This is a genomic window from Stenotrophomonas maltophilia (assembly GCF_025642255.1).
GTDB lineage: Bacteria > Pseudomonadota > Gammaproteobacteria > Xanthomonadales > Xanthomonadaceae > Stenotrophomonas > Stenotrophomonas maltophilia_P.
The window spans coordinates 1,783,479-1,806,330 of sequence record NZ_CP106759.1; the positions used below are offsets into that span (position 1 = coordinate 1,783,479).

Consider the following 22,852-nt stretch of genomic DNA (forward strand, 5'->3'; position numbering starts at 1 on the left):
GCCCATGAAAAACGGCAGCCACCTGTACCAGCGTGGCTGCCGTGGAGGAATGTCCCCGCGCCGGGCGGGGCGACTGCCTTAGAACTTCCAGGTCGCGCCGAAGTACAGCTGGCGGCCCGCGTAGGTATTGGAGATCAGGCGGGCCTTGGTGTCATTGCCCAGATGCACGCGCTGCTCGGACTTGGTGGCGTTGATCACCGACGCGGTCAGGGTCCACTCCGGGGTGAGGTTGTAGGCCACGTTGAGATCAAGCTGGTCGTACGGCTCGGTGTAGACCGTCATGCCGTTGTTCAGTCCGCCGACCACCTGGCCGCGACGGTTGTACGAGGCGCGGGCAAGGAACTTGTCGTTCTCGTAGAACACCGTCACGTTGGCCTGGTTCTTGGCGCTGCCGACCAGCGGCGACGAGCCGATGTTCTGCCCATCCAGCACGATCGAGGCCAGGTTGGTGTCGTTGTAGGTGTAGTTCGCCTGCACGCCGACGCCGAAATCGAAGGTGTACTGGCCGTACAGCTCCACGCCCTGCGACACACCGTCCTGGCCGTTGGCACGGGTCTCGTAGTCCTGCACGGTCACGGTTTCGCCACCGACCTGCATCTGCATGTCGCGCACGACAGGCACGGTGAAGTTGTCCACGTTCTTGCGGAACAGGCCCACGCCGGCCACCGCGCCCGGCTGGAAGTACCACTCCAGGCCGAGGTCGAACTGGGTGGCCTCGAAGGGTTCAAGCTGCTTGTTGCTGCCGTCGCCGGTCCAGCCCGGGGTCGGTGCACCGCCGGCCACGCGGCGGTCGTTGACGTACTCCTCGCTGTAGTAGCGCAGGCTGCCCGGAGCGCCGATCTCGGTGTAGCCGGGGCGTGCGATGACCTTCGAGGCGGCGCCGCGCAGCAGCAGGGTATCGGTGATGTCCCAGGCGATGTTGAAGCTCGGCAGGACGTCGGTGTAGGTGCGGTCCACGCCCAGCAGCTCGAAACTCTTGCTCTGTGCCAAGTTGTAGGGCAGGCGCACGAAACCGCTCTCGCAGCTGTAGTTCGGGTAGGCCGCCGCGGCCGGGTCGGAGCACGCCATCGGTGCGCCTGCGGCGTTGTCGAGGAAGTAGTCGTCGAAACGCTCGATCGAATCGGTGGACTGCGCCAGCTGCTTGGTGCGCACCACGCGCACGCCCACGTTGCCGCGCACCCGCTCGGTGCGGAAGTTGGCCTGGAAGTAGCCCGAGTAGATCTTCTCGTTGACGTTGTAGATGAAGTCGTCCTCGACACGGTTGTGCGAACCGCCGTAGGTCTTGTTCAGGTAATCGATGTAGGCCGGATAGTTGATGCCCGGGAACACGTTGGTATTGAAGCCGCCGGGGATGTTGCTGATCGGGTTGGACAGGAAGAAGCCGGGCTGGGCGATATTGGCCGTAGGGTCGCAGCCGCTCTGGTAGCGGTTGTTGTCGTAGTCCGACGGGTCTCGGCCCTGGCACACCCAGTAGGTATTGCCGGTGTTGCGGTGCACCGTGCCGTCACGATACTTGGCACCGAACTGGATCGAGTCCAGCCAGCCGGATTCGAACAGCTTGGTGACATCGGCCTGGAAATAGTTCTGCTTGATCTCGGTCTGCTTCCAGGACGAGTCGGTCGAACCGGTGTCGATCTCGGCGATGCCGGCCATGAGCTGCTGCTGCAGGTCGGGTGCGAAGGTGCCCGACGGCGTGCCGGTCAGGTCCCAGGAGGTGCTGCTGGACGATTCCCACACGCCATTGGTCTGCCGACGCGGTTTGGCTGACATGCGGAAGTTCATCGAGGGGCCGCCTTCGGACCAGGTACGGCCGCCGGTGAACGACGCCTTCCACAGCGGGCTGATATCCCAGTCGATGCTGAGGTCGGCGGTCTGCGAGAGCGCCTTTTCGCGGCTGTAGCCGCCGGTGAGCTGCGGGGTCGGAATGGTGCAGTCATCGGGGCCCCAGCCCCCCGGCTCGAGCCCGGCCGCTTCGGCCTCGGCTTCATTGCAGTAATAGGTCTTGCCGGCCAGCTTCTCGAACTGCGCGCCGGTGACGACGGTGCCGCTGGGATCGAAGTCCAGCCCGTTGAGCATGCGGCCGCCGGCCCAGTTGCCGTCACCATTGAAGCGGGCCATGCTCCACTCCGGCACCTTCAGCATGTGCTGGGCGTAGTTGCCCTCCAGCTCGAAGCGGAAGTAGTTGGCCGTCATGGTCACGTTGTCGACCGGCTTGAACTGGAAGGTCAGCTGCCCGCCCTTGCGCTGGCGCGTTTCCTCCTTCACCGCGAAATTGACCGATGTCGGCATGAAGAAGTCGGTGTAGTTGCGACCGTTCTGGTTGTTGAAGCCGGAGTTGCCCCACCAGTACTCGATGCCGTCCTGCAGCATGGGGTTGCCATGCACGTCGCGCGCATCGGTATCGGTGCCGTACCACTGATAGTTCTCGGTGGTGACTTCCATGGTGCGGCTGGTGCGTTTCTGCTGGGTCACGCCGACCAGCACGCCGAAACGCTCGTCCTTGCTGTGCCACGAGTACAGTGCGGAGGCCTGCGGATCGATGTCGTGACTGGTGTCTGACGAGGTGCCTTCAAGGGTGACGAAGCCCGAGTTGGACTCCATGTCCAGAGGGCGCCGGGTGTGCAGGATGACCGTGCCGCCGATGCCGCCTTCATCGATGCGCGCTTCCGGCGATTTGAACAGCTCGGCGCTGGACAGCATGTTGGACGGCAGAAGGGTGTAGTTGAAAGAGCGGGTCGCCTCGTCGTTGGTCTCGGAGGTGGCGACGTAGTTGCCGTTCAACTGGGTCAGCGTCAGGTCTGCAGCGAGGCCGCGCACGCTGACCGTCTTGCCTTCGCCGCCGTCGCGGGTGATGACCACGCCCGGTACGCGCTGCAGCGCGTCGGCCACGTTCTTGTCGGGGAACTTGCCGACGTCTTCGGCCGTGATTACTTCGACCACGGCGTTGGCGTCGCGCTTCTGCTCAAGGCTCTTTTCGATGGCGTAGCGGTAGCCGGTGACCTGGACGCTGTCCAGGGTGGTGGCATCGGGCGTGCCGGTGGTGGCCTGCTGCGCCGCGGCGCCCGCCGGCAGGACGGCAGCGGCCAATGCCAGCGCGATGGCCAGCGACAGTGCGTCCTGGCCATGCATGCGTTTTGAGTGACTCATTCCCATCTCTCCCTCTCTCCTGGATTGATCCGCTGACGTGTGACGTGGTGCGGATGACTTGAATCGATCTAATCTGTGGTGATGCCGGTGCGGTCGCTACGCAGTTGCAACTGCATCCTGTGTCTGTGCCGGCCCGTCCTGTCGCTGCTTCCCCAAACTCCCGGCCACCGCAACGTCGTCTTGGATCGATCTAAGCGATGGGCGGGCGTTTTTTAGCATGGGTTGCCCGTCGGCGCATGCTGCTGCGCAATATGGTATTGCCGTGGCGGGGGCATGACGTTTTTCTGAATCGGCTGGAAACGTTTTCTCGCGCGATTCCCCGGCAGGCCGGCCAAGAGGCCGCGCGGCGGGACGTATGCTGCGGCGCAGAATGCATTGGCGCGAATCGCCATGCTCTACTTGAATCGATCTAAATTCACGGTTGCGCGGGTCTCGCGCCATTCCACGGGGAGCAGGCTGCCGGCAGGCAGCGCTCAGCGGAAGGCGTTGCAGGCTCCAGCCGTCTGCCACCGCACCATCGACCACAGGAACCCGACATGCGCCCAGTGCCGTCCGCTCCCGCTGTCCCCTCGACGCCGCGCCCGTTGACGCGATTGGCCTGGCTGCTCGCACTGGCGATGTCGCCGGTGCTGCTGCAGGCCGCCCCGGCCGCACTCGAGCGCGAGGTGAACACCTTCATCGGCAGCAAGGACGATGGCAATACGTTCCCGGGCGCCTCGGCACCCTTCGGCCTGATCCAGGTCAGCCCCATCGGCAGCCACTATTCGGGGTGGCGCTACGACGACGAGAAGATCCGTGGCTTCGGCCACTCCTTCCTGTCCGGTGCCGGGTGCTGGGAGCAGGGCGGCCAGGTCTCGGTCCTGCCCGTGACCGGCAGCATCGGTCCCGGTGGCGATTTCGACACCGCCGACGCCAAGAGCTTCAACCACAAGACCTATGCCGCGTCGTACACGCATGACGGCGAAATCGGCCAGGCCGGCTACTACAAGGTGCGCCTGACCAGCTACGGTGGCATCGATGCCGAGGCGACCGCGCGCACCCGTGCCGCCGCCGAGCGCTACACCTTCAGCCAGCGAAGCGGCGATGGCCACGTGCTGGTAAATGTCGGCCAGGCGAATGAACGCCATTCGGTGATCGGCAGCGTGATCGACGTGGTCGGCGACCGCGTGGTCGAGGGCAAGCTGGTCACCAAGAGTTTCTGCGGTGGCCACCAGTACACGACGTGGTTCCGCATCGAGTTCGATCGCCCGTTCAAGGCGCATGGGACCTGGGGCGAGGCCGGTGGCCTGCCGGGGGCGCGCCACAGCATGGAAGGCGAGCAGAAGCCGAACGGTGCCTGGTTGAGCTTCGACCTGGCCAAGGGGCAGTCGGTCACGGCGGTGAGCGCGATTTCGCATGTCGATGCCGAAGGCGCGCGCACCAACCTGCGCACCGAGGGCATGCAGGGCGGAGCGCTGATGGGCTTCGACCGCATGCGCGCGCTGTCGCAGCAGGCGTGGCGCGAGGAGCTGGGCCGGGTGCGCGTGCAGGGCGGCAGTGCTGATGACCGCACGGTGTTCTACAGCGCCGCCTACCACGCGCTGCTGCAGCCGCTGACCGGCAGCGATGCCGACGGCCGCTACCGCGGCTACGACGATGGCATCCATCGCGCGGATGGCTGGACCTACTACGAGTACTTCTCGCTATGGGATACCTACCGTGCGCAGAACCAATGGCTGGCGCTGACCCGCCCCGATGTGGCGCGTGACATCGGCCGCACGCTGCTGGCGATCGACGAGCAGGGGGGCTGGCTGCCACGCTGGGGTTACGCCAACTTTGAGACGAACATCATGACCGGCGATCCGGTGACCCCGTTCATGGTCGACCTGTGGCGTTTCGGTGCGTTCAAGGGCCGTGAATCGCAGGCGTGGGATGCGCTGCGCCGCAATGCGTTCGGCACCCCGCCGTTGAATTCCCGTCATGCGGGCCGGTCGGGCAATCCGACCTATCTGGACAAGGGCTACGTGGTCTACGACCGTGCGTTCCCGTCCAAGGGCATGGACGTCGATCCGCATCACGGCGGCTCGGCCACTCTGGAATATGCACTGGCCGACTGCGCGCTTTCGCAGATGGCCGATGGCCTGGGTCACGCCCGGGATGCGGCGACGCTGCGAGAGCGCGGCCGCAACTGGCGCAAGGTGTGGGACCCGCAGGTCCGCGACGCCGAGACCGGCTTCAGCGGCTTCCCGCGGCCTCGCACCGAGGATGGGCAGTGGTACACCCCGGCCGACGGGCACTACAGCCCCCGTTCCCACCACGGCTTCCATGAAGGCACCGCGTGGCAGTACCAGTGGCTGGCGCAGCAGGACATGCCGGGGCTGGTCGAGGCGATGGACGGTCGTGAGCAGGCCGGGCGCCGGCTCGATGCCTTCTTCGCGATGGATGCACTGCAGGCCGACCCGCTCAATGCCGCGCGGCGCGAATGGGTGGTCGGACCCTACAGCTACTACAACCAGTTCCGCTACAACCCGAACAACGAACCCGATCTGCACGCGCCGTGGCTCTACACCCTGATCGGCCAGCCGTGGAAGACCGCCGCGGTGGTGCGGGCCGCGCAGCAGCTGTTCACCAATGCGCCCAATGGCGTGACCGGCAACGACGATCTTGGAACGATGTCGGCGTGGTACCTGTTCAGTGCGATCGGCATGTACCCGGCAGTACCGGGCAGTGGCCAGTTCCTGCTGCATACGCCGCGCTTTGCCCGGGTCGAGGTCGACATGGGCAATGGCCGCACCCTGCGCATCAATGCCCCGGGGGCGGACGGCCGCCGCCTGCAGTACGTGCAGGGCGTGCAGGTCGATGGCCAGGCGCATGCCCCGGTCTGGCTGGACTGGGAGCGCCTGCAGCAGGGCCCGCGCCTGCACTTCGCCCTCGACGCGCAGGCGCCGACCCAGGGGTGGGGCACGGCGGTGAAGGATCTGCCGGTGTCCTGGTGCGCGGCACCTGGCAGCCAGCTGCGTTGATCGGGGCTGTGCCGTTCGCGGCGACCCAGCGAACGGCACGGCACGAGACGGCCGCGATCCATTAGGCTTGAGCCCTCAGCGGAGCCCGGGAATACGATGAACGACAACGGCAGCAGCACTTCCAGCAAACGCGCCGGCAAGGCAGTGACGGTGACCGACATCGCGCGCGCCATCGGCGTGTCGCGGGCGACCGTGTCGCTGGTGCTGCGCGGCAGCCCGCTGGTCAACGTCGATACCCGGGCCAAGGTCGAGGCCGAGCTGCGGCGCCAGCGCTATGTCTACAACCGCGCAGCAGCCAACCTGCGGCGGCGCACGTCCTCCAGCATCGCACTGGTGATCAACGACCTGTCCAATCCATTCTTCGCCGAATTCGCCTCCGGCGTCGACGAGGCGCTGGGTGGGCGTGGCTACGTGACCCTGCTGGGCAGCACCGGCGAATCGCCGGAACGCCAGCAGGCGGTGCTGTCCACGCTGATGGAACACACCCCGGCGGGGCTGATCCTGTCGCCGGCCGAAGGCAGCGATGCCACGCAGCTGCGCCAGGCACTGGGAGCCAATGCCAACGTCCTGCTGTTCAACCGTGAGCTGGACGGGGCCGATTGGGACTTCCTGACGCTGGACAACCAGCATGGGGCCTATCTGGCCACCCGCCACCTGATCGAGCGCGGCCATCGCCATATCGCCTTCTTCGGCGGCCACGCGGCGTCCAGTTCCTGCCACCAGCGCCGTGCCGGCTTCCAGCAGGCGCTGGCTGAGGCTGGACTGTCGCTGCCACCCGGCTGGATGATCGAATCGGCGCCGAACCGGCTGGAGGCGGCTGCACGCACCGACGAACTGTTCGCCGATGGCCATCGGCCGAGCGCAGCGGTCTGCTACAACGACACCGTCGCGCTGGGGCTGATGCTGGGCCTGAACTCGCGCGGCATCCGGCCGGGCGGCGATTTCGCTGTCACCGGCTTCGACGATATTTCCGAGGCTTCGGTGGCGGTGCCACCGTTGACGACGCTGACCGCCGACCCGCGCGAGCGTGGCCGGCAGGCGGCGGCACTGCTGCTGCAGCGCCTGGACGAACCGGATGCGCCGCCACGGCGCACGGTGGCTCCGGTGCAGCTGCGGATCCGCGAAAGCAGTGCCGCCCGGCCGACCTGATTTCACTGCCGTTACTCCTTCCACGCAACAACGATTCCGCGCAACGAGGCGCGTTCCGCATGCCGATCTCAGCAACGCCCCGTCCGTCGGGTTCCCCGGGCAACGCACCGGCCGTCACCAACGGCAAGGCCCTGGCCGTGGTGACCACCATCTTCTTCATGTGGGGCTTCCTGACCTGCCTCAACGACATCCTGATTCCACACCTGAAGGCGGTGTTCGAGCTGAACTACGCGCGGGCGATGCTGGTGCAGTTCACCTTCTTCGGTACGTACTTCCTGATGTCGCTGCCCGCTGGCCGCCTGGTCGCGGCTCTCGGCTACAAGAAGGGCATCGTGGCCGGCCTGCTGATTGCAGGTGTGGGCGCGCTGGGCTTCTGGCCGGCGGCCGAACTGCGGATCTACGGCGCCTTCCTGGGTGCATTGTTCGTGCTCGCCACCGGCATCACCGTGCTGCAGGTGGCGGCCAATCCCTATGTGGCGCTGCTGGGCCCGGAGCAGACCAGCTCCAGCCGGCTGACCCTGGCGCAGGCGTTGAACTCGCTGGGTACGGCAATCGCGCCGATCTTCGGCGGCATGCTGATTCTCTCCAATACGGTCAAGAGCGCCGATGAAATGGCGGCGATGCCGGCCGCCGAACAGCTGGCCTATCGTGCTGCCGAGGCGCAGGCCGTGCAGGGCCCGTATGTGGGCCTCGCGGTGGCGCTGGTGCTGCTGGCGTTGTTCGTGTTCCTGTTCCGCCTGCCGGCGCTGAGCGATGCGACCGAACAGGCCGACCAGGGGCATCACCACAGCTATCTGGATGCGCTGCGCCAGCGTCATCTGCTGCTGGGCGTGCTTGGCATCTTCTTCTATGTCGGTGCGGAAGTGTCGATCGGCAGCTTCCTGGTGAACTACCTGTCGATGCCCGACATCGGCGGATTCAGCGAGCAGGAGGCCACACACTACGTTTCCGCCTACTGGACGATGGCGATGGTCGGCCGCTTTGCCGGCTCGGCGCTGCTGGCACGCTTCTCGCCGAGCCGCCTGCTGGCGATCTTCGCACTGGTCAACGTCGGCCTGCTGGCGCTGACCATGGCCAGCGCCGGCAGTGTCGCGCTGTACTCGGTGGTGGCGATCGGCCTGTTCAACTCGATCATGTTCCCCACCATCTTCGCGCTCAGCATCGAGCGCCTGGGGCCGCTGACCAACAAGGGCTCGAGCCTGCTGATCATGGCCATCGTCGGCGGCGCCGTGGTGCCGTACCTGCAGGGTGTGCTGGCCGACCACATCGGGGTGCAGGCCAGCTTCATCCTGCCGCTGCTGTGCTACGTCTACATCATTTTCTACGGACTGGTCGGCGCACGTACGCCGGCCTCCGCAACGCAGGGAGGCTGAGTCCGGAATGGGTGCGATTGTCTGCTTCGGCGAAATTTTGATCGATCTACTGGCGCAGCCGCCGGCCAATGCGGACACGCCGCGCGCGTTCCTGCAATACGCCGGCGGGGCACCGGCCAACGTCGCGGTGGCTGCCGCGCGGCTGGGCGCGAAGACGCAGTTCGTCGGCATGCTGGGCCGCGACATGTTCGGCGACTTCCTGGCCGAAAGCCTGGCCGAGCACGGTGTCGGTACCGACTACATCGTCCGCACCGATGCCGCCAAGACCGCGCTGGCGTTCGTCGCTCTCGATGCAGAGGGGGAGCGCAGCTTCAGCTTCTACCGTCCGCCGGCGGCCGATCTGCTGTTCCGCGACAGTGATTTCCAGGCCGCCTGCTTCGACAGTGCGCAGTGCTTCCACGTCTGCTCCAACAGCCTGACCGAGGCGGCCATCGCGGACGCAACCTTCGCGGGCATGGAGCGCGCGCGCGCTGCCGGGGCTGTGGTCAGTCTCGACCTCAACCTGCGGCCGGCGCTGTGGCCGGCCGATGTCGATCCGTCGCCGCGCCTGTGGCAGGCGCTCGAACGCGCGGACCTGGTCAAGCTGTCGCGCGAAGAACTGGACTACCTGGCGGCGCCCCTGGGCGACGGCGGCGAGGACGCGGTGCTGCAGCGGCTGCTGGCGGCGCAGGCTCGCTGGGTGATCGTGACCGATGGTGCGGCCACGCTGCGCTGGTACACCCGCCAGGCGCAGGGCACGGTGACCAGCTTCCAGGTCGCCGCTGTCGATACCACCGCAGCCGGTGATGCCTTCGTGGGAGGCGTGCTGGTGGGACTGCTGGAGCGGGGTGGCGCAGGCGCGGGATTCAGCGCGTTCTGCCGGGACCCGCAGGCCATCGACGCCACGCTGCGCTTCGGTGCCGCGGTCGGCGCGCTGGCCGTTACCCGCAAGGGCGCGTTCGCCGCGATGCCCTCGCTCGACGAAGTGCAGCAGCTGCTGCAGGCACAGGACATTACCGCATGAGCACCTCGCCCGACTTCCGTTCGCCCGCGTTCCTGCGCGCGCATATCGCCGATACCCTGGCGTTCTATCATCCGCGCTGCATCGATCCGGCCGGTGGTTTCTTCCATTATTTCCGTGACGACGGCAGCGTCTACGATGCCAGCCATCGCCATCTGGTAAGCAGCACCCGTTTCGTCTTCAACTACGCGATGGCCTATCGCGAGTTCGGCAAGGCCGAGTACCGCGAGGCCGTCGAGCATGGCGTGCGCTATCTGCGTGAGGTGCACCGCAATCCGGCCACCGGTGGCTATGCCTGGACCCTGCGCGATGGCCAGGTCGAGGACGACATGAATCACTGCTATGGCGTGGCGTTCGTCCTGCTGGCCTACAGCTGCGCGTTGAAGGCCGGCATCGAGCAGGCCCGCGCGTGGATGGATGAGACCTGGCAGCTGCTGGAGGCGCGCTTCTGGGAGCCGCAGCACGGTCTGTACCGGGACGAGGCGGACGGCCAGTGGAACTTCACCGGTTACCGTGGACAGAACGCCAACATGCACATGTGCGAGGCCATGCTGGCTGCGTTCGAGGCCAGTGGCGAACAGCGCTATGTGGAACGTGCCCTGCAGCTGGCCGACAACATGACCCGTCGCCAGGCAGCCAAGGCCGGTGGCCCGGTATGGGAGCACTACGATTCCAACTGGGAGATCGACTGGAACTACAACCTGGACGACCCCAAGCATCTGTTCCGTCCCTGGGGTTTCCAGCCGGGCCACCAGACGGAGTGGGCCAAACTGCTGCTGATCCTGGATCGGCACGTGCAGGCCGACTGGCTGGTGCCGACGGCGCGTCATCTGTTCGACGTGGCCGTGGAGCGCAGCTGGGACGAGGCCCGTGGTGGCCTGTACTACGGTTTCGCGCCGGAGTCACGGCGGCAGCCGGGCATGGACGGCGCGCCGATCGGCGGCGACAGCTTCGTCTGCGACGACGACAAGTACTTCTGGGTACAGGCCGAAACCCTGGCAACCGCTGCGCTGATGGCTGCGCGCACCGGTGATGACCGCTACTGGCAGTGGTACGACCGCATCTGGGCCTATTCCTGGGAGCACTTTGTCGATCACCGCTACGGCGCCTGGTTCCGCATTCTCGATGCAGACAACCGCAAGTACAGCGATGAAAAGAGCCCCGCAGGCAAGGTGGATTACCACACCATGGGTGCCTGCTACGAAGTGCTGAACGTCGTGCGTTGAGCATGATCGGTAGCGCCGGGCCATGCCCGGCGGAAGCATGATCGGTAGCGCCGGGCCATGCCCGGCGGACACAACAGGAGTCCCGCCCGTGCATCGCCCTTTCCGTGCCGTTTGCCCATTCGCCTCTCTGGCCCTGTTGTGGATTGCCACTCTCGTATTCCCGGCAGCGGCCGCTCCGTTACAGGCAAGCTGGGAGTTCCGCATGCTGCCGGGCGACGCGCAGGGCGCGGCGCATCCCGGCCTGCAGCAATGGCGCAGCGCGCAGGTGCCGGGCAGCATCCACACCGACCTGTTGGCGCATGAACTGATCCGTGATCCTTACGTCGGCGCCGCCGAGGCCGAGCTGCAGTGGATCGGCCTGGCGGCATGGGAATACCGTGCACGCTTTGATGTGGACGCCGCGACCCTGGCCAGGCCGAACGCGGAACTGCGCTTTGACGGTCTGGATACGTACGCGGAAGTCACCCTCAACGGCAGGCCGCTGCTGCGCGCCGACAACGCTCACCGCAGCTGGCGCGTGCGCGTGGACGGCCGCCTGAAGGCGACGGGCAACACGCTGCAGATCGTGTTCCGTTCGCCGATCCGCACGCTGCTGCCCGCTGTCCGGGCGATGCCGCACAGGATTGCTGGCAATTATCCTTCGCCCTACGGTGACGAGCCGAAGGATGCGATGGTCGGTAATTTCGCGCGCAAGCCGGCCTACCATTTCGGCTGGGACTGGGGTCCGCGCTATGTCACCGCCGGGGTCTGGCGTGGCATCGACCTGGAGTCCTGGGGGGAGCGCCGCCTCGGCGATGTGGCCGTACGCACCGACATGCTGGACGCGCAGCAGGCGAAGCTTGCGGTCGTGCTGCAGGTGGAACAGGACGCTGCCGCGGGTACCGCGGCCGTCGATGTGGAGGTGTTCGATCCGGAGATGCGCAGTGTCGCGCGGGTGCAGCGGCAGGTTGCAGTGGCCCCGGGAGCGAATACGGTGGAGCTGCCGGTGGCGCTTGCCCAGCCGCGCCGCTGGTGGCCGGTCGGCTACGGGGCACAGGATCGCTACGTGGTGGCGGTCCGCCTGGACGGCGGCGATAGCGGGTCGCTCGCGCGCGAGCAGCGCATCGGCCTGCGCACGGTCGAACTGCGCCGCGACAAGGACGCTGACGGCGGCCAGGGCTTCGCATTCGTGATCAACGGCGTGCCGGTCTTCGCCAAGGGCGCGAACGTGATTCCCTTCGACGCGTTCCCGGCCCATGTGGATCCCGCGCGCGTGCGCCAGGTGCTGACCGCCGCGCGCGACGCCAACATGAACATGCTGCGCAACTGGGGCGGCGGCTACTACGAAAACGATGTGTTCTTCGATATTGCCGATGAACTGGGCCTGCTGGTCTGGCAGGACTTCATGTTCGGCGGCGGCATGCAGCCCGGCTACGACCCGGCATTCCGCGCCAGCGTGGTTGCCGAAGCGCGCGACAACGTGCGCCGCCTGCGCCATCACCCCAGCATCGTGTTGTGGTGTGGCAACAACGAAGAGGAAACCGCGTGGAAGGACTGGGGCCATGGCCGCGACCTGAAGGCCGCAGATCCGGTCTTCGCCGCAAAGGTCTGGCAGGGCTATGTGGACCTGTTCGGCAATGACCTGCGTGCGGTGGTCCGCGAAGAAGGGCTGGGGGTGCCGTACTGGTCCAGTTCGCCCAGCAACGACCTCGACGAGAAGGCCAACGACTCCACCCGTGGCGACAAGCACTACTGGCAGGTGTGGGGCAATCCGGCGTTGCCGGTGCAGGCCTATCTGCGCGAGACGCCGCGCTTCATGTCCGAGTACGGCCTGCAGGCGTGGCCGGCCGTGGCTACGGTGGACCAGATCGCAACCCGCGCCGAGCAGCGGATCGACAGCCCGGTGATCCGCGCGCACCAGAAATTCATGGCGGGCGAGGGCAACAGCCGTCTGCTGCACTATATCGAGCGGGGTTACGGTACGCCGAAGGATTTCGGGGACTTCGTGTATCTCAGCCAGGTGATGCAGGCCGATGGCATCGCTCTGGCAGCGCTGCACCATCGCGCCTCACGCCCCTACACGATGGGCTCGCTCTACTGGCAGCTCAATGACGTATGGCCGGGTGCGTCCTGGTCGAGTGTGGACTACTTCGGGCGCTGGAAGGCGCTGCACTACCAGGCGCGGCGCTTCTTCGCTCCCGTTGCCGTGGCGGCGCTGCGTGACGAGGGCACGACACGCGTGCGTCTGCTCAACGATGGCGACGCCGGCGAGGCGCGCTGGCGGCTGCGGGTGATGGATGTCGACGGCAAAGTGCTACGTCGTCGCGAGCAGGCGGTGACCCTGGCGGCCGCGGGCGTGACGGCGGTCGGCGATTTCAGTGATGCCGAACTGCTGGCGGGTGCCGATCCGAAGCGCACGATTGCCGTGTTCGAGGTGCTGCAGGGAGGGAAGACGACTGCACGTCAGGTCGTGGGATTCGTCGAGGCCAAGGATCAGGTGCTGCCCCGCCAGGCGCTCAGGGCCACGCTGGACGTCGAGGGGGACCACTACCGGCTGCGGCTGCAGAGCAGGGCATTCGTGCGCGCGGCATGGGTGGACTTCGGTGCCCTGGAGGTGCAACTGGAGGACAACCTGCTCGATCTGCTGCCGGGAGAGAGCCGCGACATCAGCGTGCGCGGCCCGGTGGATCTGGCCACGCTGCGCGAGGCGCTGGAGGTGCGCAGCCTCAACGATCGTTGAGGGGCGCCGTCGGCGGTACCTGGCCTGGGCCGGTGCCAACCCGGGTTGGCAGCGACCAGAAAGGGATCGTGTTACAGCTGGATCTGCTGGAAGTTCTCGACCCGCTCGTGACCGTGGGCGGCGTCGCCGACGCGCGGCATCGGGTAGTCGTCCAGACGGTCCAGCAGGCGGGTCTGCAGACCCGCCTCGCGCGCGGCATCAAGCTCTTCCACCACGTCGGACAGGAACAGGATCTCGCCTGCCGGCACGCCGATGGACTGGACGATGCGGCGGTAACTGTCGGCCTCACGCTTGCCGCCGATCTCGGTGTCGAACCAGCCTGACACCAGCGGGCTGAGATCGCCCGCGTCGCTGAAACCGAAAAACAGCTTCTGCGCCGGCACCGAACCGGAGGAGTAGACGTACAGCGGCAGGCCCGAGGCATGCCATCCCTTCAGCACCGGCGCCACTTCCGGATAGAAGTGCGCGGTGTAGTCGCCACGGCGATAGCCGGCGTCCCAGATCAGGCCCTGCAGCGCCTTCAGCGCCGTGTGCTTGCGGTCCTGGTCGATCCAGCCCTGCAGGGTCTCGGCGACCACGCTGTCCTGGCAGGCGCCGCCGATTTCGCTGGCCACCGTATCCAGCCAGCGGCGCACGTCCGGTCGCTGGCCATGCTCGGCCACGAAGCCGGGCAGCGCCTGGCGCGCATAGGGGAACAGCACGTTCTTGACGAACGAGATGCTGCTGGTGGTGCCTTCGATGTCGGTCAGGATGACGCGGGGCTGCATGGATCAGGATGCCTGGGTCGGAACGTAACGGGGGAATTTCTGCGCGATGTCGGTGCCGGTGAAGTGGCCGACCCAGCCATCCGGCTCGGTGAAGAAGCGGATGGCCACGAAACTCGGCTCCTCGCCCATGTCGAACCAGTGCGTGGTGCCGTCGGGCACGGCGATCAGGTCGTCCTTCACGCATTCGATCTCGTAGACCTTGTCACCCACGTGCAGGGTGAACAGCCCCGAGCCGGCAACGAAGAAGCGCACTTCGTCTTCCTTGTGGAAGTGCTCGTCGAGGAACTTCCTGCGCAGCTCGGCGCGGTTGGGATTGTCCGGCGCGATCGACGCCACATCCACGCTCTTGAAGCCGCGTTCGGCGACCAGGCGATCGATGTCGGCGCGGTAAGCGGCGAACACCTCGTCCTGGCTGGCGCCCGGCGCGACCGGTGCGGTGGCCTGCCAGCGCTCGAAGGTCACGCCGATCTTCTGCAGCTCGGCAGCGATGATGGCGCCGTCCTGGCTGTCCAGCAGCGGGGATTCGGGGCGGGTGTCGTCGTAGATGCGCAGTCGGCTCATGGCGGCAGCTTGAACGTCTCGGGGGGAGGACAGGGTAGCAGGGTGGCGGGCGGGCGCAGATTGCGGTTTGGAATCTGCTCAGCCACGCAGCCTGCGCAGTTCCAGTTCGCAGTGCAGCAGGAACTCGAATGCCTCAAGGTGGCGGCGCGCTTCGGCCATGTCGCGGCCCCAGGCGTACAGGCCGTGGCCATCGATCAGGTAGCCCCACAGCGTCTGGCGGTCCAGCAGATCCTCGACCTGGGCCGACAGCACGTTCATGTCCTGGGTGTTGGCGAACACCGGAACGTCGATGGCCATCTCGTGCGTGCTGTTGCCGGCAAAGGCTTTCAGCAGCTCATAGCCTTCCAGGCGGATGTGCCCCTGCGGTGCATACAGGCGCGAGGCGACGGTCTGCACCGGCGAATGCGTGTGCAGGACGCAGCCGACTTCCGGGAAACGCCGGTACAGCTGCGTGTGCAGCAGCGTCTCGGCGGACGGGCGCAGGGGACGGCCGACGGCCTGGCCATCGAAGTCGACGACCATGATGTCGTCCTCGATCAACCGCCCCTTGTCCTTGCCGGAGACGGTGATTGCCGCATGGCGGTCGTCGAGCCGATGGGAGAAGTTGCTGCTGGTGGCCGGGGTCCAGCCGGCCTGGGCCAGTTCGCGGACGTTGTCGATCAGCAGCTGGGCGAGCTCGCTCAGGCGCGCGGTGTCGTAGGGGAGGGGGGCGGCGTTCATGCGGGCGATTTTACTGGATTCGGCCAACGGCTGAGCCCCTCGTGGCTGTCTCGCCGGGCGGGATTTCTTGCTTTGGCCGGGCGGGTGGGCTGTGCAGAGGACGCCAAACCCATCCTTGGGGGCTTGGCCGCGGCATCCCTGCCGCGGACATCCCTGCACAGCCCACCCGCCCGGCCACGGACAGGTTCCGTGCGCGTCAGCCACGGAGTGAAGAAGGAAAAGCGAAAAGCGGGTCGCTTCGCTGCGCTTGCTCGGAGCGGAGCATGGCTCCGCTCTACAGAGGATTCATCGACCTACGAAAATTCATTCCCTGGACGAATTCATCCACGCATGACGTGGACCAACCAGACGCGCCGGGAGACTGCCAGGGGTGGGGAGGCATGGGTGCGCGGGGGTGTCAGCCGCAGGGATGCGGCTGCCAAGCCTACATGGACGTACTTGCGGCGTCCCCCGCGTACCCATGCCTCCCCGCCAAACCAACACACCCGCTCTTGCCGTTGCTCCGGCTTCAACGGCGGGTGCAGGGCCGCAGGCCCTGCAATCCTCTTACTTACCCCGCAGGCGGCTGTGCCGGAAGCCGTAGCAGAAATAGATCACGAACCCGAAGAACGTCCACACGCCCATCAGCATCCAGTTGTGCATGGTCATCGCCGACAGCAGCGCCAGGCAGCTGAGCACGCCCAGGCTGCAGATCAGCCACGCCATCGGCATGCGGAACGGGCGCGGCAGGTCCGGTTGGGTGCGGCGCAGGATCAGCACGCCCGCACACACCGCCGCGAAGGCGATCAGCGTGCCCATCGAGGTCAGTTCGCCGAGCACGTCCAGCGGGAACAGCGCAGCCAGCAGGGCGATGCCGATTCCGGTGATGACCGTATTGATATGCGGAGTGCGGTACTTCGGATGGATCCGGGTGAACACGGGCGGCAGCAGGCCATCGCGACCCATGATCATGAAGATGCGCGGCTGCGCGATCACCATCACCAGTACGACCGAAGAAAGGCCGACCAGTGCCCCGATTTCCACCACCACCCGCAGCCAGCCCAGCTGGGGATGCGCCGCGACGGCGGTGACCACCGGCTCATCGGTGCCGAGCAGGGTGTACGGCACCAGGCCGGTCATGACGGCCGCCATGGCGATGTACAGCACCGTGCAGACCACCAGCGAGAGCATCATGCCGATCGGCATGTCGCGCTGCGGACGGTGTGACTCCTGGGCCGCCACCGAGACCGCCTCGAAACCGATATAGGCGAAGAACACCATGGCAGCGCCACGCAGCACGCCCTCCATGCCGTACTTGCCGGGCCCCTGATTCTCCGGAATGAACGGGGTCCAGTTGGCCGGATCGACGTACTTCCAGCCAACCACGATCACCAGCACGATCAGGCCGGTCTTGAGCACCACCATGGCCATGTTCATGGCCGAGGACTTGCTGATGCCCACGTAGCACAGCCAGGTCAGCAGCAGCACCAGGATGGCCGCCGGCAGGTTGGCGATCGCGCCGGTCGGGCGCAGCTGCCCGTCCAGCGGTGCGCTCACCAGTGCGGCCGGCAGGTGGATGTCGAAGTGACTGAGCAGGCTCAGGAAGTAGCCGGTCCAGCTGACCGCCACTGCCGAGGCGGACACGCCGTACTCCAGCACCAGCATCCAGCCGATGAACCAGGCCGAGAGCTCGCCGAAGGTGGCATAGGTATAGGTATAGGCGCTGCCCGAGACCGGCACCATCGAGGCGAACTCGGCGTAGGCCATGGCGCAGAACGCGCAGCAGATGGCGGCCAGCACGAAGGACAGCATGATGGCCGGGCCGGCATGGTTGGCTGCGGCCTGTCCGGTGATGACGAAGATGCCGCCGCCGATCACTGCGCCGATGCCCAGGGCGGTCAACCCCCAGGGTCCGAGGTGGCGGCGCAGGCTCAGGCCATTGGCGTCTTCATGGGCGGCATGCGGGTGCTTGGTGGCCCAGAGTTGCTTGAACATGTGTGGGGATCTTGTCGATGCGCGCCGGGTGGGCGCGCGGGCGGAAACACTGGCAGGAGCAGACGGGCCGGCGCAGGGCCGGCCCGCAGGTTCAGGCGGACTTGGCCAGCTTGCTGTTGCGCATGCCGTAGCCGAAGTAGATCAGCAGGCCCAGCACCGTCCAGCCGACGAACAGATGCCAGTGCACCACGAAGGCCTGCCAGAACAGGAACAGGCAGGCCGCCGCGCCCAGCGGGCAGATGATCCACACCACCGGGACGCGGAACGGACGATGCAGCTCCGGACGGGTATAGCGCAGAACCAGCACGCCGATGCATACGGTCGCGAACGCCAGCAGGGTACCCATCGAGACCAGTTCGCCCAGCACGTTCAGCGGCATCAGGCCGGCCAGTGCCGCAGCGATCACACCGACCACGATCGTGGCCCAGTACGGGGTGCGGAAGCGGGCATGGACCTTGCCGAAGAACTTCGGCAGCAGGCCGTCGCGGGAGATCGTGTAGGCGATGCGGGTCTGGCCCATCATCATTACCAGCACCACCGAGGACAGGCCGGCGATGGCGCCGATCTCGACTGCGGTCTTCAGCCAGGACAGGCTGGCATAGGGCTCCAGCGCGGTGGCCACGGGCTTGTCGGTGCCCAGCAGGTGATACGGCATCATGCCGGTCAGCACGGCGCAGACGATGATGTAGACGAGGGTGCACACGGCCAGCGACCCGAGCAGGCCGATCGGCATGTTGCGCTGCGGGTCCTTGGTTTCGCCGGCTGCGGTGGAAACCGCGTCGAAGCCGATATAGGCGAAGAACACGATGGTGGCGGCACGGAACACGCCGCTCCAGCCGAACTCGCCGGATACGCCGGTGTTTTCCGGAATGAAGGGCTGCCAGTTGGCCGGATCGATGTGGGCGGCGCCGAAGCCGATGAACAGGCAGATCACGGTGACCTTGATGGCCACGATGATGGCGTTGACGAAGGCCGACTGGGTCACGCCGACATACAGCAGGCCCGAGACCGCAGCGACGATCAGGACCGCCGGCAGGTTGAACAGCTTGCCGGAAGAGATGAACTCGCTGCCGGTCCATGCGATCGGTGCCGCACTGAGTGCGTCAGGGAACGGCATGTGCAGCGTGGTGGTGATGAAACTGATCAGGTAGGCCGACCAGCCCACCGCGACCGAGGCCGAGGCGAACAGGTACTCCAGTACCAGACACCAGCCGATGAACCAGGCCATGCCCTCGCCGAGCGTGGCGTAGGAGTAGGAGTAGGCGCTGCCCGATACCGGCATCATCGCGGCGAACTCGGCGTAGCACAGGCCGGCGAGTGCGCAGGCGATGCCGGCGAAGACGAACGAGAGCATCACTGCCGGGCCGGCGTGGTTGGCCGCGGCCTGACCGGTCAGTACGAAGATGCCTGCACCGATCACCGCCCCTACGCCAAGCAGGATCAGGTGTTTCGCCGTGAGGGTCCGTTTCAGCGTGGCTTCGCCGTCCAGGCTGCCTTCGATGGGTTCGCCGGCATCGACGTGCCCGGCCGGTTGCACCGGCTTGACCCTCAACAGAGCTTTCAGCATGCAGTACTTCCCTAATGATCGGTTTGGGGGCCGTCGATACGTTGCCGGCAGCCCTGAATGGTGAAGGCCGCGCGAACGGCCCGCTGTACCTTAGCCAAAGCTGAAGCCAACGCACAAGCGCAATCGCAACAATGAGCGGCGATAATGAACAGTATTTTTCCGAACCACCCCCATTCATGAGCCACACCGCCGAAACCCTTGCCGCGCTTGATGATCGCCTGCGCAGTCTGCTGCGGGACCATGCGCGCCTCGAGCCCGCCCACGACGCCCTGGCTGCCGAATTCGGCACATTGCTGGACGATCCGGAAGATCCGTTCCGGCGCGAGCGGTTGGCCGGCCACTTCACCGCGAGCTGCTGGCTGGTCAGCGCCGATGGCCAGCGCCTGCTGCTGACCCACCACCGCAAGCTGCAGCGCTGGCTGCAGCTGGGCGGCCACGCCGACGGCGACCGCGACCTGGCCCGGGTGGCGCTGAAGGAGGCAGAGGAGGAGTCGGGGCTGTCCGGGCTGGTGCTGGACGATCCGGCGATCTTCGACCTGGACAAGCACTGGATCCCCGAACGCGGGGACGTGCCGGGGCATTGGCACTACGACGTGCGCTTCGTGATCCGGGCGCTGGGGGGCGAGGACTTCGTGCTCAGCGAGGAATCGCTGGACCTGGCCTGGCGGCCGGTGACCGAAGTCGCGGCCGACCCGGAATCGGACGAATCGATGCAGCGCATGGCGCGCCGGTGGTTGGCGCGCTGACGGGGACGTCCACCTCATGCGCGGGCCGCCGGGCATGGCCCGGCGCTACCGTGATCGTGTGGACAGTGCCGGGCCGTGCCTGGCGAACCTTCAATCAATACAGGATGCGGGTGCGCAACGTGCCCGGAATGGCTGCCAGTTCTTCGCGCACCGCGGTGGCCTGCTCCTCGCTGGCGGTGATGTCGATCACCACGTAACCCACCTTCGGGTCCGTGCGCAGGAACTGGCCGTCGATGTTGACGTTGTGGCGCGAGAAGATCTCGTTGACCTTGGACAGCACGCCCGGCACGTTCTGGTGGATGTGCAGCAGGCGCAGGCTGTCTTCGTGTTCGGGCAGGGTCACTTCCGGGAAGTTGACCGCCGACAGGGTGCTGCCGTTGTCGCTGTAGCGCACTAGCTTGGCGGCGACTTCCACGCCGATGTTGTCCTGCGCTTCCAGCGTGCTGCCGCCGACATGCGGGGTCAGGATCACGTTGTCGTGGCGGGTCAGCGGTGATTCGAAGATGTCGCCGTTGCCCTTCGGCTCCACCGGGAACACATCCAGTGCAGCCCCACCGACATGGCCGCTGGCCAGCGCTGCGTCCAGCGCATCGATGTCGACCACGGTGCCGCGCGCCGCATTGATCAGGTGCGCGCCCTTGCGCATCTTCGCCAGCTCGGTGCTGCCGATCATCCACTGCGTGGCCGGGGTCTCCGGCACGTGCAGGGTAACGATGTCGGCACGTGCCAGCAGGTCGTCCAGGCTGGCCGCGGCACGCGCATTGCCCAGCGCCAGCTTGGTTTCCACGTCGTGGAAGATCACCTGCATGCCCAGCGATTCGGCCAGCACGCCGACCTGGGTGCCGATGTGGCCGTAGCCGATGATGCCCAGCGTCTTGCCCCGTACCTCATGGCTGCCGCTGGCGGACTTCGACCAGCCGCCGCGGTGGCATTCAGCGTTCTTCTGCGGGATGCCACGGGTCAGCATGATCGCCTCGGCGATCACCAGTTCGGCCACGCTGCGGGTGTTGGAATAGGGCGCGTTGAACACCGGGATGCCGGCCAGCTCGGCCGCGTCCAGATCGACCTGGTTGGTGCCGATGCAGAAGCAGCCCACCGCGATCAGGCGCTTGGCCTCGGCCAGCACCTCGGCGCTGAGCTGGGTGCGCGAACGGATGCCGACGATATGCGCCTCGGCGATGCGCGCCTTCAGTTCGTCCTCGGGCAGCGCCTTGGTGTGTGCCTCGATCTGGCTGTAGCCGGCGGCGCTGAACACCTCCACGGCGGTCTGGCTGACCCCCTCCAGCAACAGCACGCGGATATCCTGCTTCGGGAACGAGGTCTTCTTCGGCGACATGGGGCAACACGGCCAGTGGGACAGGGGCTGACCACTATGCCAGATCGGACCGCCCATGGTGCAGTGCGCAATTGGTTGCATCGGTAGCTATCTGTGCGGCACTGCGGGGCTGGACGCTGGCGCGTGCCACTGGCACGCTTGCCCGTTCGTCACGCACCGCGCTGGACCGACATGACCGATTCCCGCATTGCCTCGCTGCTGCAGGCCTGTCCCGGCCTGAAGCTGAAGACCGACCCATCCGACCTGGAGCATTACGGTCGCGACTGGACCCGGCGCTGGACGCCGGCGCCGCTGGCGATCGCGCTGCCGGCCACGGTCGAGGAGGTGCAGGCGGTGATGCGCTGGAGCGCGGCCGAAGCGGTTGCGGTCGTGCCCTCCGGCGGCCGTACCGGGCTGTCCGGCGGCGCGGTAGCCGCCCACGGCGAACTGGTGCTGAGCCTGGAACGGATGAACAAGGCCCTGGCCTACGACGCGGTCGACCGGACCCTGGTGGTACAGGCCGGCATGCCGCTCGAAGCGCTGCACAACGCCGCGCTGGAGCATGGATTGATCTATCCGGTCGACTTCGCCGCACGCGGGTCGTGTTCGATCGGCGGCAACATCGCCACCAATGCCGGCGGCATCCGCGTGATCCGGTACGGCAACACCCGTGAATGGATCGCCGGGTTGAAGGTGGTCACTGCCAGCGGCGAGCTGCTGGAGTTGAACAAGGGCCTGATCAAGAACTCCAGCGGCTACGACTTCCGCCAGCTGCTGATCGGTTCAGAAGGCACGCTGGGCGTGATCGTCGAGGCGACGGTGAAGCTGACCGATCCCCCGCCGGCCAGCAACGTGATGCTGCTGGCGTTGCCCAGCTTCGAGGTGCTGATGCAGGTATTCGCCGCCTTCCGTGCGCGCCTGCAGCTGCAGGCGTTCGAGTTCTTCACCGACCGGGCGCTGGAACACGTGCTGGCACATGGTGCGCAGGCGCCGTTCGACGAAGTGCATCCGTACTATGTCGTGACCGAGTTCGCTGCCAATGACGAGGCACAGGAAGCCGCGGCCATGGCGGCCTTCGAGGACTGCATGGGCAACGGCTGGGTCAGCGACGGCGTGATCAGCGCCAGCGACGCACAGGCGGCCCAGCTGTGGCGCCTGCGGGAGGGCATCACCGAATCACTGGCGCGCTACAAGCCCTACAAGAATGACGTCTCGGTGCGTATCTCGGCGATGCCGGCATTCCTGGCCGAGACCCAGGCGCTGATCGGCCAGGCTTATCCACACTTCGATGTGGTCTGGTTCGGCCATATCGGCGACGGCAACCTGCACATCAACGTGCTGAAGCCGGACGACACCAGCGACGCCGAGTTCCTTGCCCAGTGCGAGCAGGTGACCAAGCTGCTGGCGCAGGTGCTGGCGCGTTTCGATGGCAGCATTTCGGCCGAACACGGGATCGGCCTGGTCAAGAAGGGTTACCTGGACAGCACGCGCGGGTCGGCGGAAATCGCGTTGATGAAGGCGGTCAAGCGCGCGTTCGATCCCGAAGGGCGGCTGAACCCGGGCAAGCTGTTCGACGCCTGATCTGG

At 66.5% G+C, this 22,852-nt stretch carries 15 protein-coding genes; 8 read left to right on the forward strand and 7 right to left on the reverse strand.

Features of this window, described 5'->3' with window-relative positions:
* Positions 1-78 precede the first annotated feature (78 nt).
* Positions 79-3,153, reverse strand: a complete 3,075-nt coding sequence (locus N8888_RS08345) for a TonB-dependent receptor (protein WP_263178073.1) — start codon at positions 3,151-3,153, stop codon at positions 79-81.
* Positions 3,154-3,683: 530 nt separating this feature from the next.
* Here N8888_RS08345 and N8888_RS08350 point away from each other — a divergent pair.
* From N8888_RS08350 to N8888_RS08375, 6 genes are all read left to right on the forward strand, one after another.
* Entirely contained in the window at positions 3,684-6,149 is a 2,466-nt protein-coding gene (locus tag N8888_RS08350) for a GH92 family glycosyl hydrolase (protein WP_193396326.1), read from the forward strand.
* A gap of 96 nt (positions 6,150-6,245) precedes the next feature.
* Positions 6,246-7,298: a LacI family DNA-binding transcriptional regulator gene (locus N8888_RS08355; RefSeq protein ID WP_053516709.1), complete on the forward strand. Its 1,053-nt coding sequence runs from the start codon at positions 6,246-6,248 to the stop codon at positions 7,296-7,298.
* Between the two features lie 59 nt (positions 7,299-7,357).
* A complete protein-coding gene (fucP, locus tag N8888_RS08360) occupies positions 7,358-8,671 on the forward strand; it encodes an L-fucose:H+ symporter permease (protein WP_053516708.1) in 1,314 nt (437 codons plus the stop codon).
* A 7-nt stretch (positions 8,672-8,678) separates the two neighbouring features.
* Positions 8,679-9,674 (forward strand): carbohydrate kinase family protein, encoded by a 996-nt coding sequence (locus N8888_RS08365; protein ID WP_053516706.1) that lies wholly within the window; start codon positions 8,679-8,681, stop codon positions 9,672-9,674.
* A complete protein-coding gene (locus N8888_RS08370) occupies positions 9,671-10,897 on the forward strand; it encodes an AGE family epimerase/isomerase (protein ID WP_263178074.1) in 1,227 nt (408 codons plus the stop codon). The genes N8888_RS08365 and N8888_RS08370 overlap by 4 nt, the downstream gene beginning before the upstream one ends.
* Before the next feature lie 22 nt (positions 10,898-10,919).
* Positions 10,920-13,616: a beta-mannosidase gene (locus N8888_RS08375; protein WP_430542977.1), complete on the forward strand. Its 2,697-nt coding sequence runs from the start codon at positions 10,920-10,922 to the stop codon at positions 13,614-13,616.
* 71 nt (positions 13,617-13,687) lie between these two features.
* Here the strand turns inward: N8888_RS08375 and mtnC are convergent, their stop codons facing one another.
* The 5 genes from mtnC to N8888_RS08400 form a co-directional block, all read right to left on the reverse strand.
* Complete coding sequence (gene mtnC, locus N8888_RS08380) at positions 13,688-14,383, reverse strand: acireductone synthase (RefSeq protein WP_053516704.1); 696 nt, start codon at positions 14,381-14,383, stop codon at positions 13,688-13,690.
* A 3-nt stretch (positions 14,384-14,386) separates the two neighbouring features.
* A complete protein-coding gene (locus N8888_RS08385; protein ID WP_053516703.1) occupies positions 14,387-14,944 on the reverse strand; it encodes a 1,2-dihydroxy-3-keto-5-methylthiopentene dioxygenase in 558 nt (185 codons plus the stop codon).
* A gap of 78 nt (positions 14,945-15,022) precedes the next feature.
* Entirely contained in the window at positions 15,023-15,664 is a 642-nt protein-coding gene (locus tag N8888_RS08390) for a methylthioribulose 1-phosphate dehydratase (RefSeq protein WP_053516701.1), read from the reverse strand.
* A 546-nt stretch (positions 15,665-16,210) separates the two neighbouring features.
* Positions 16,211-17,638, reverse strand: coding sequence for an amino acid permease (locus N8888_RS08395; RefSeq protein WP_197571283.1), 1,428 nt, complete (start codon positions 17,636-17,638; stop codon positions 16,211-16,213).
* Positions 17,639-17,729: 91 nt separating this feature from the next.
* Positions 17,730-19,205 carry an amino acid permease gene (locus N8888_RS08400; protein ID WP_053519499.1) on the reverse strand — a complete coding sequence of 492 codons (1,476 nt, stop codon included), beginning with the start codon at positions 19,203-19,205 and terminating at the stop codon, positions 17,730-17,732.
* 131 nt (positions 19,206-19,336) lie between these two features.
* Between N8888_RS08400 and N8888_RS08405 the strand changes: the two genes are divergently transcribed.
* Positions 19,337-19,951 (forward strand): NUDIX hydrolase, encoded by a 615-nt coding sequence (locus N8888_RS08405; RefSeq protein WP_081279755.1) that lies wholly within the window; start codon positions 19,337-19,339, stop codon positions 19,949-19,951.
* A gap of 94 nt (positions 19,952-20,045) precedes the next feature.
* Here N8888_RS08405 and serA read toward each other — a convergent pair whose 3' ends face one another.
* Positions 20,046-21,287 (reverse strand): phosphoglycerate dehydrogenase, encoded by a 1,242-nt coding sequence (gene serA / locus N8888_RS08410; protein WP_111186471.1) that lies wholly within the window; start codon positions 21,285-21,287, stop codon positions 20,046-20,048.
* 171 nt (positions 21,288-21,458) lie between these two features.
* On the opposite strand from serA, the gene N8888_RS08415 reads away from it, so the two are divergent.
* Positions 21,459-22,847: a D-2-hydroxyglutarate dehydrogenase gene (locus tag N8888_RS08415; RefSeq protein ID WP_193396330.1), complete on the forward strand. Its 1,389-nt coding sequence runs from the start codon at positions 21,459-21,461 to the stop codon at positions 22,845-22,847.
* Positions 22,848-22,852: the final 5 nt, after the last annotated feature.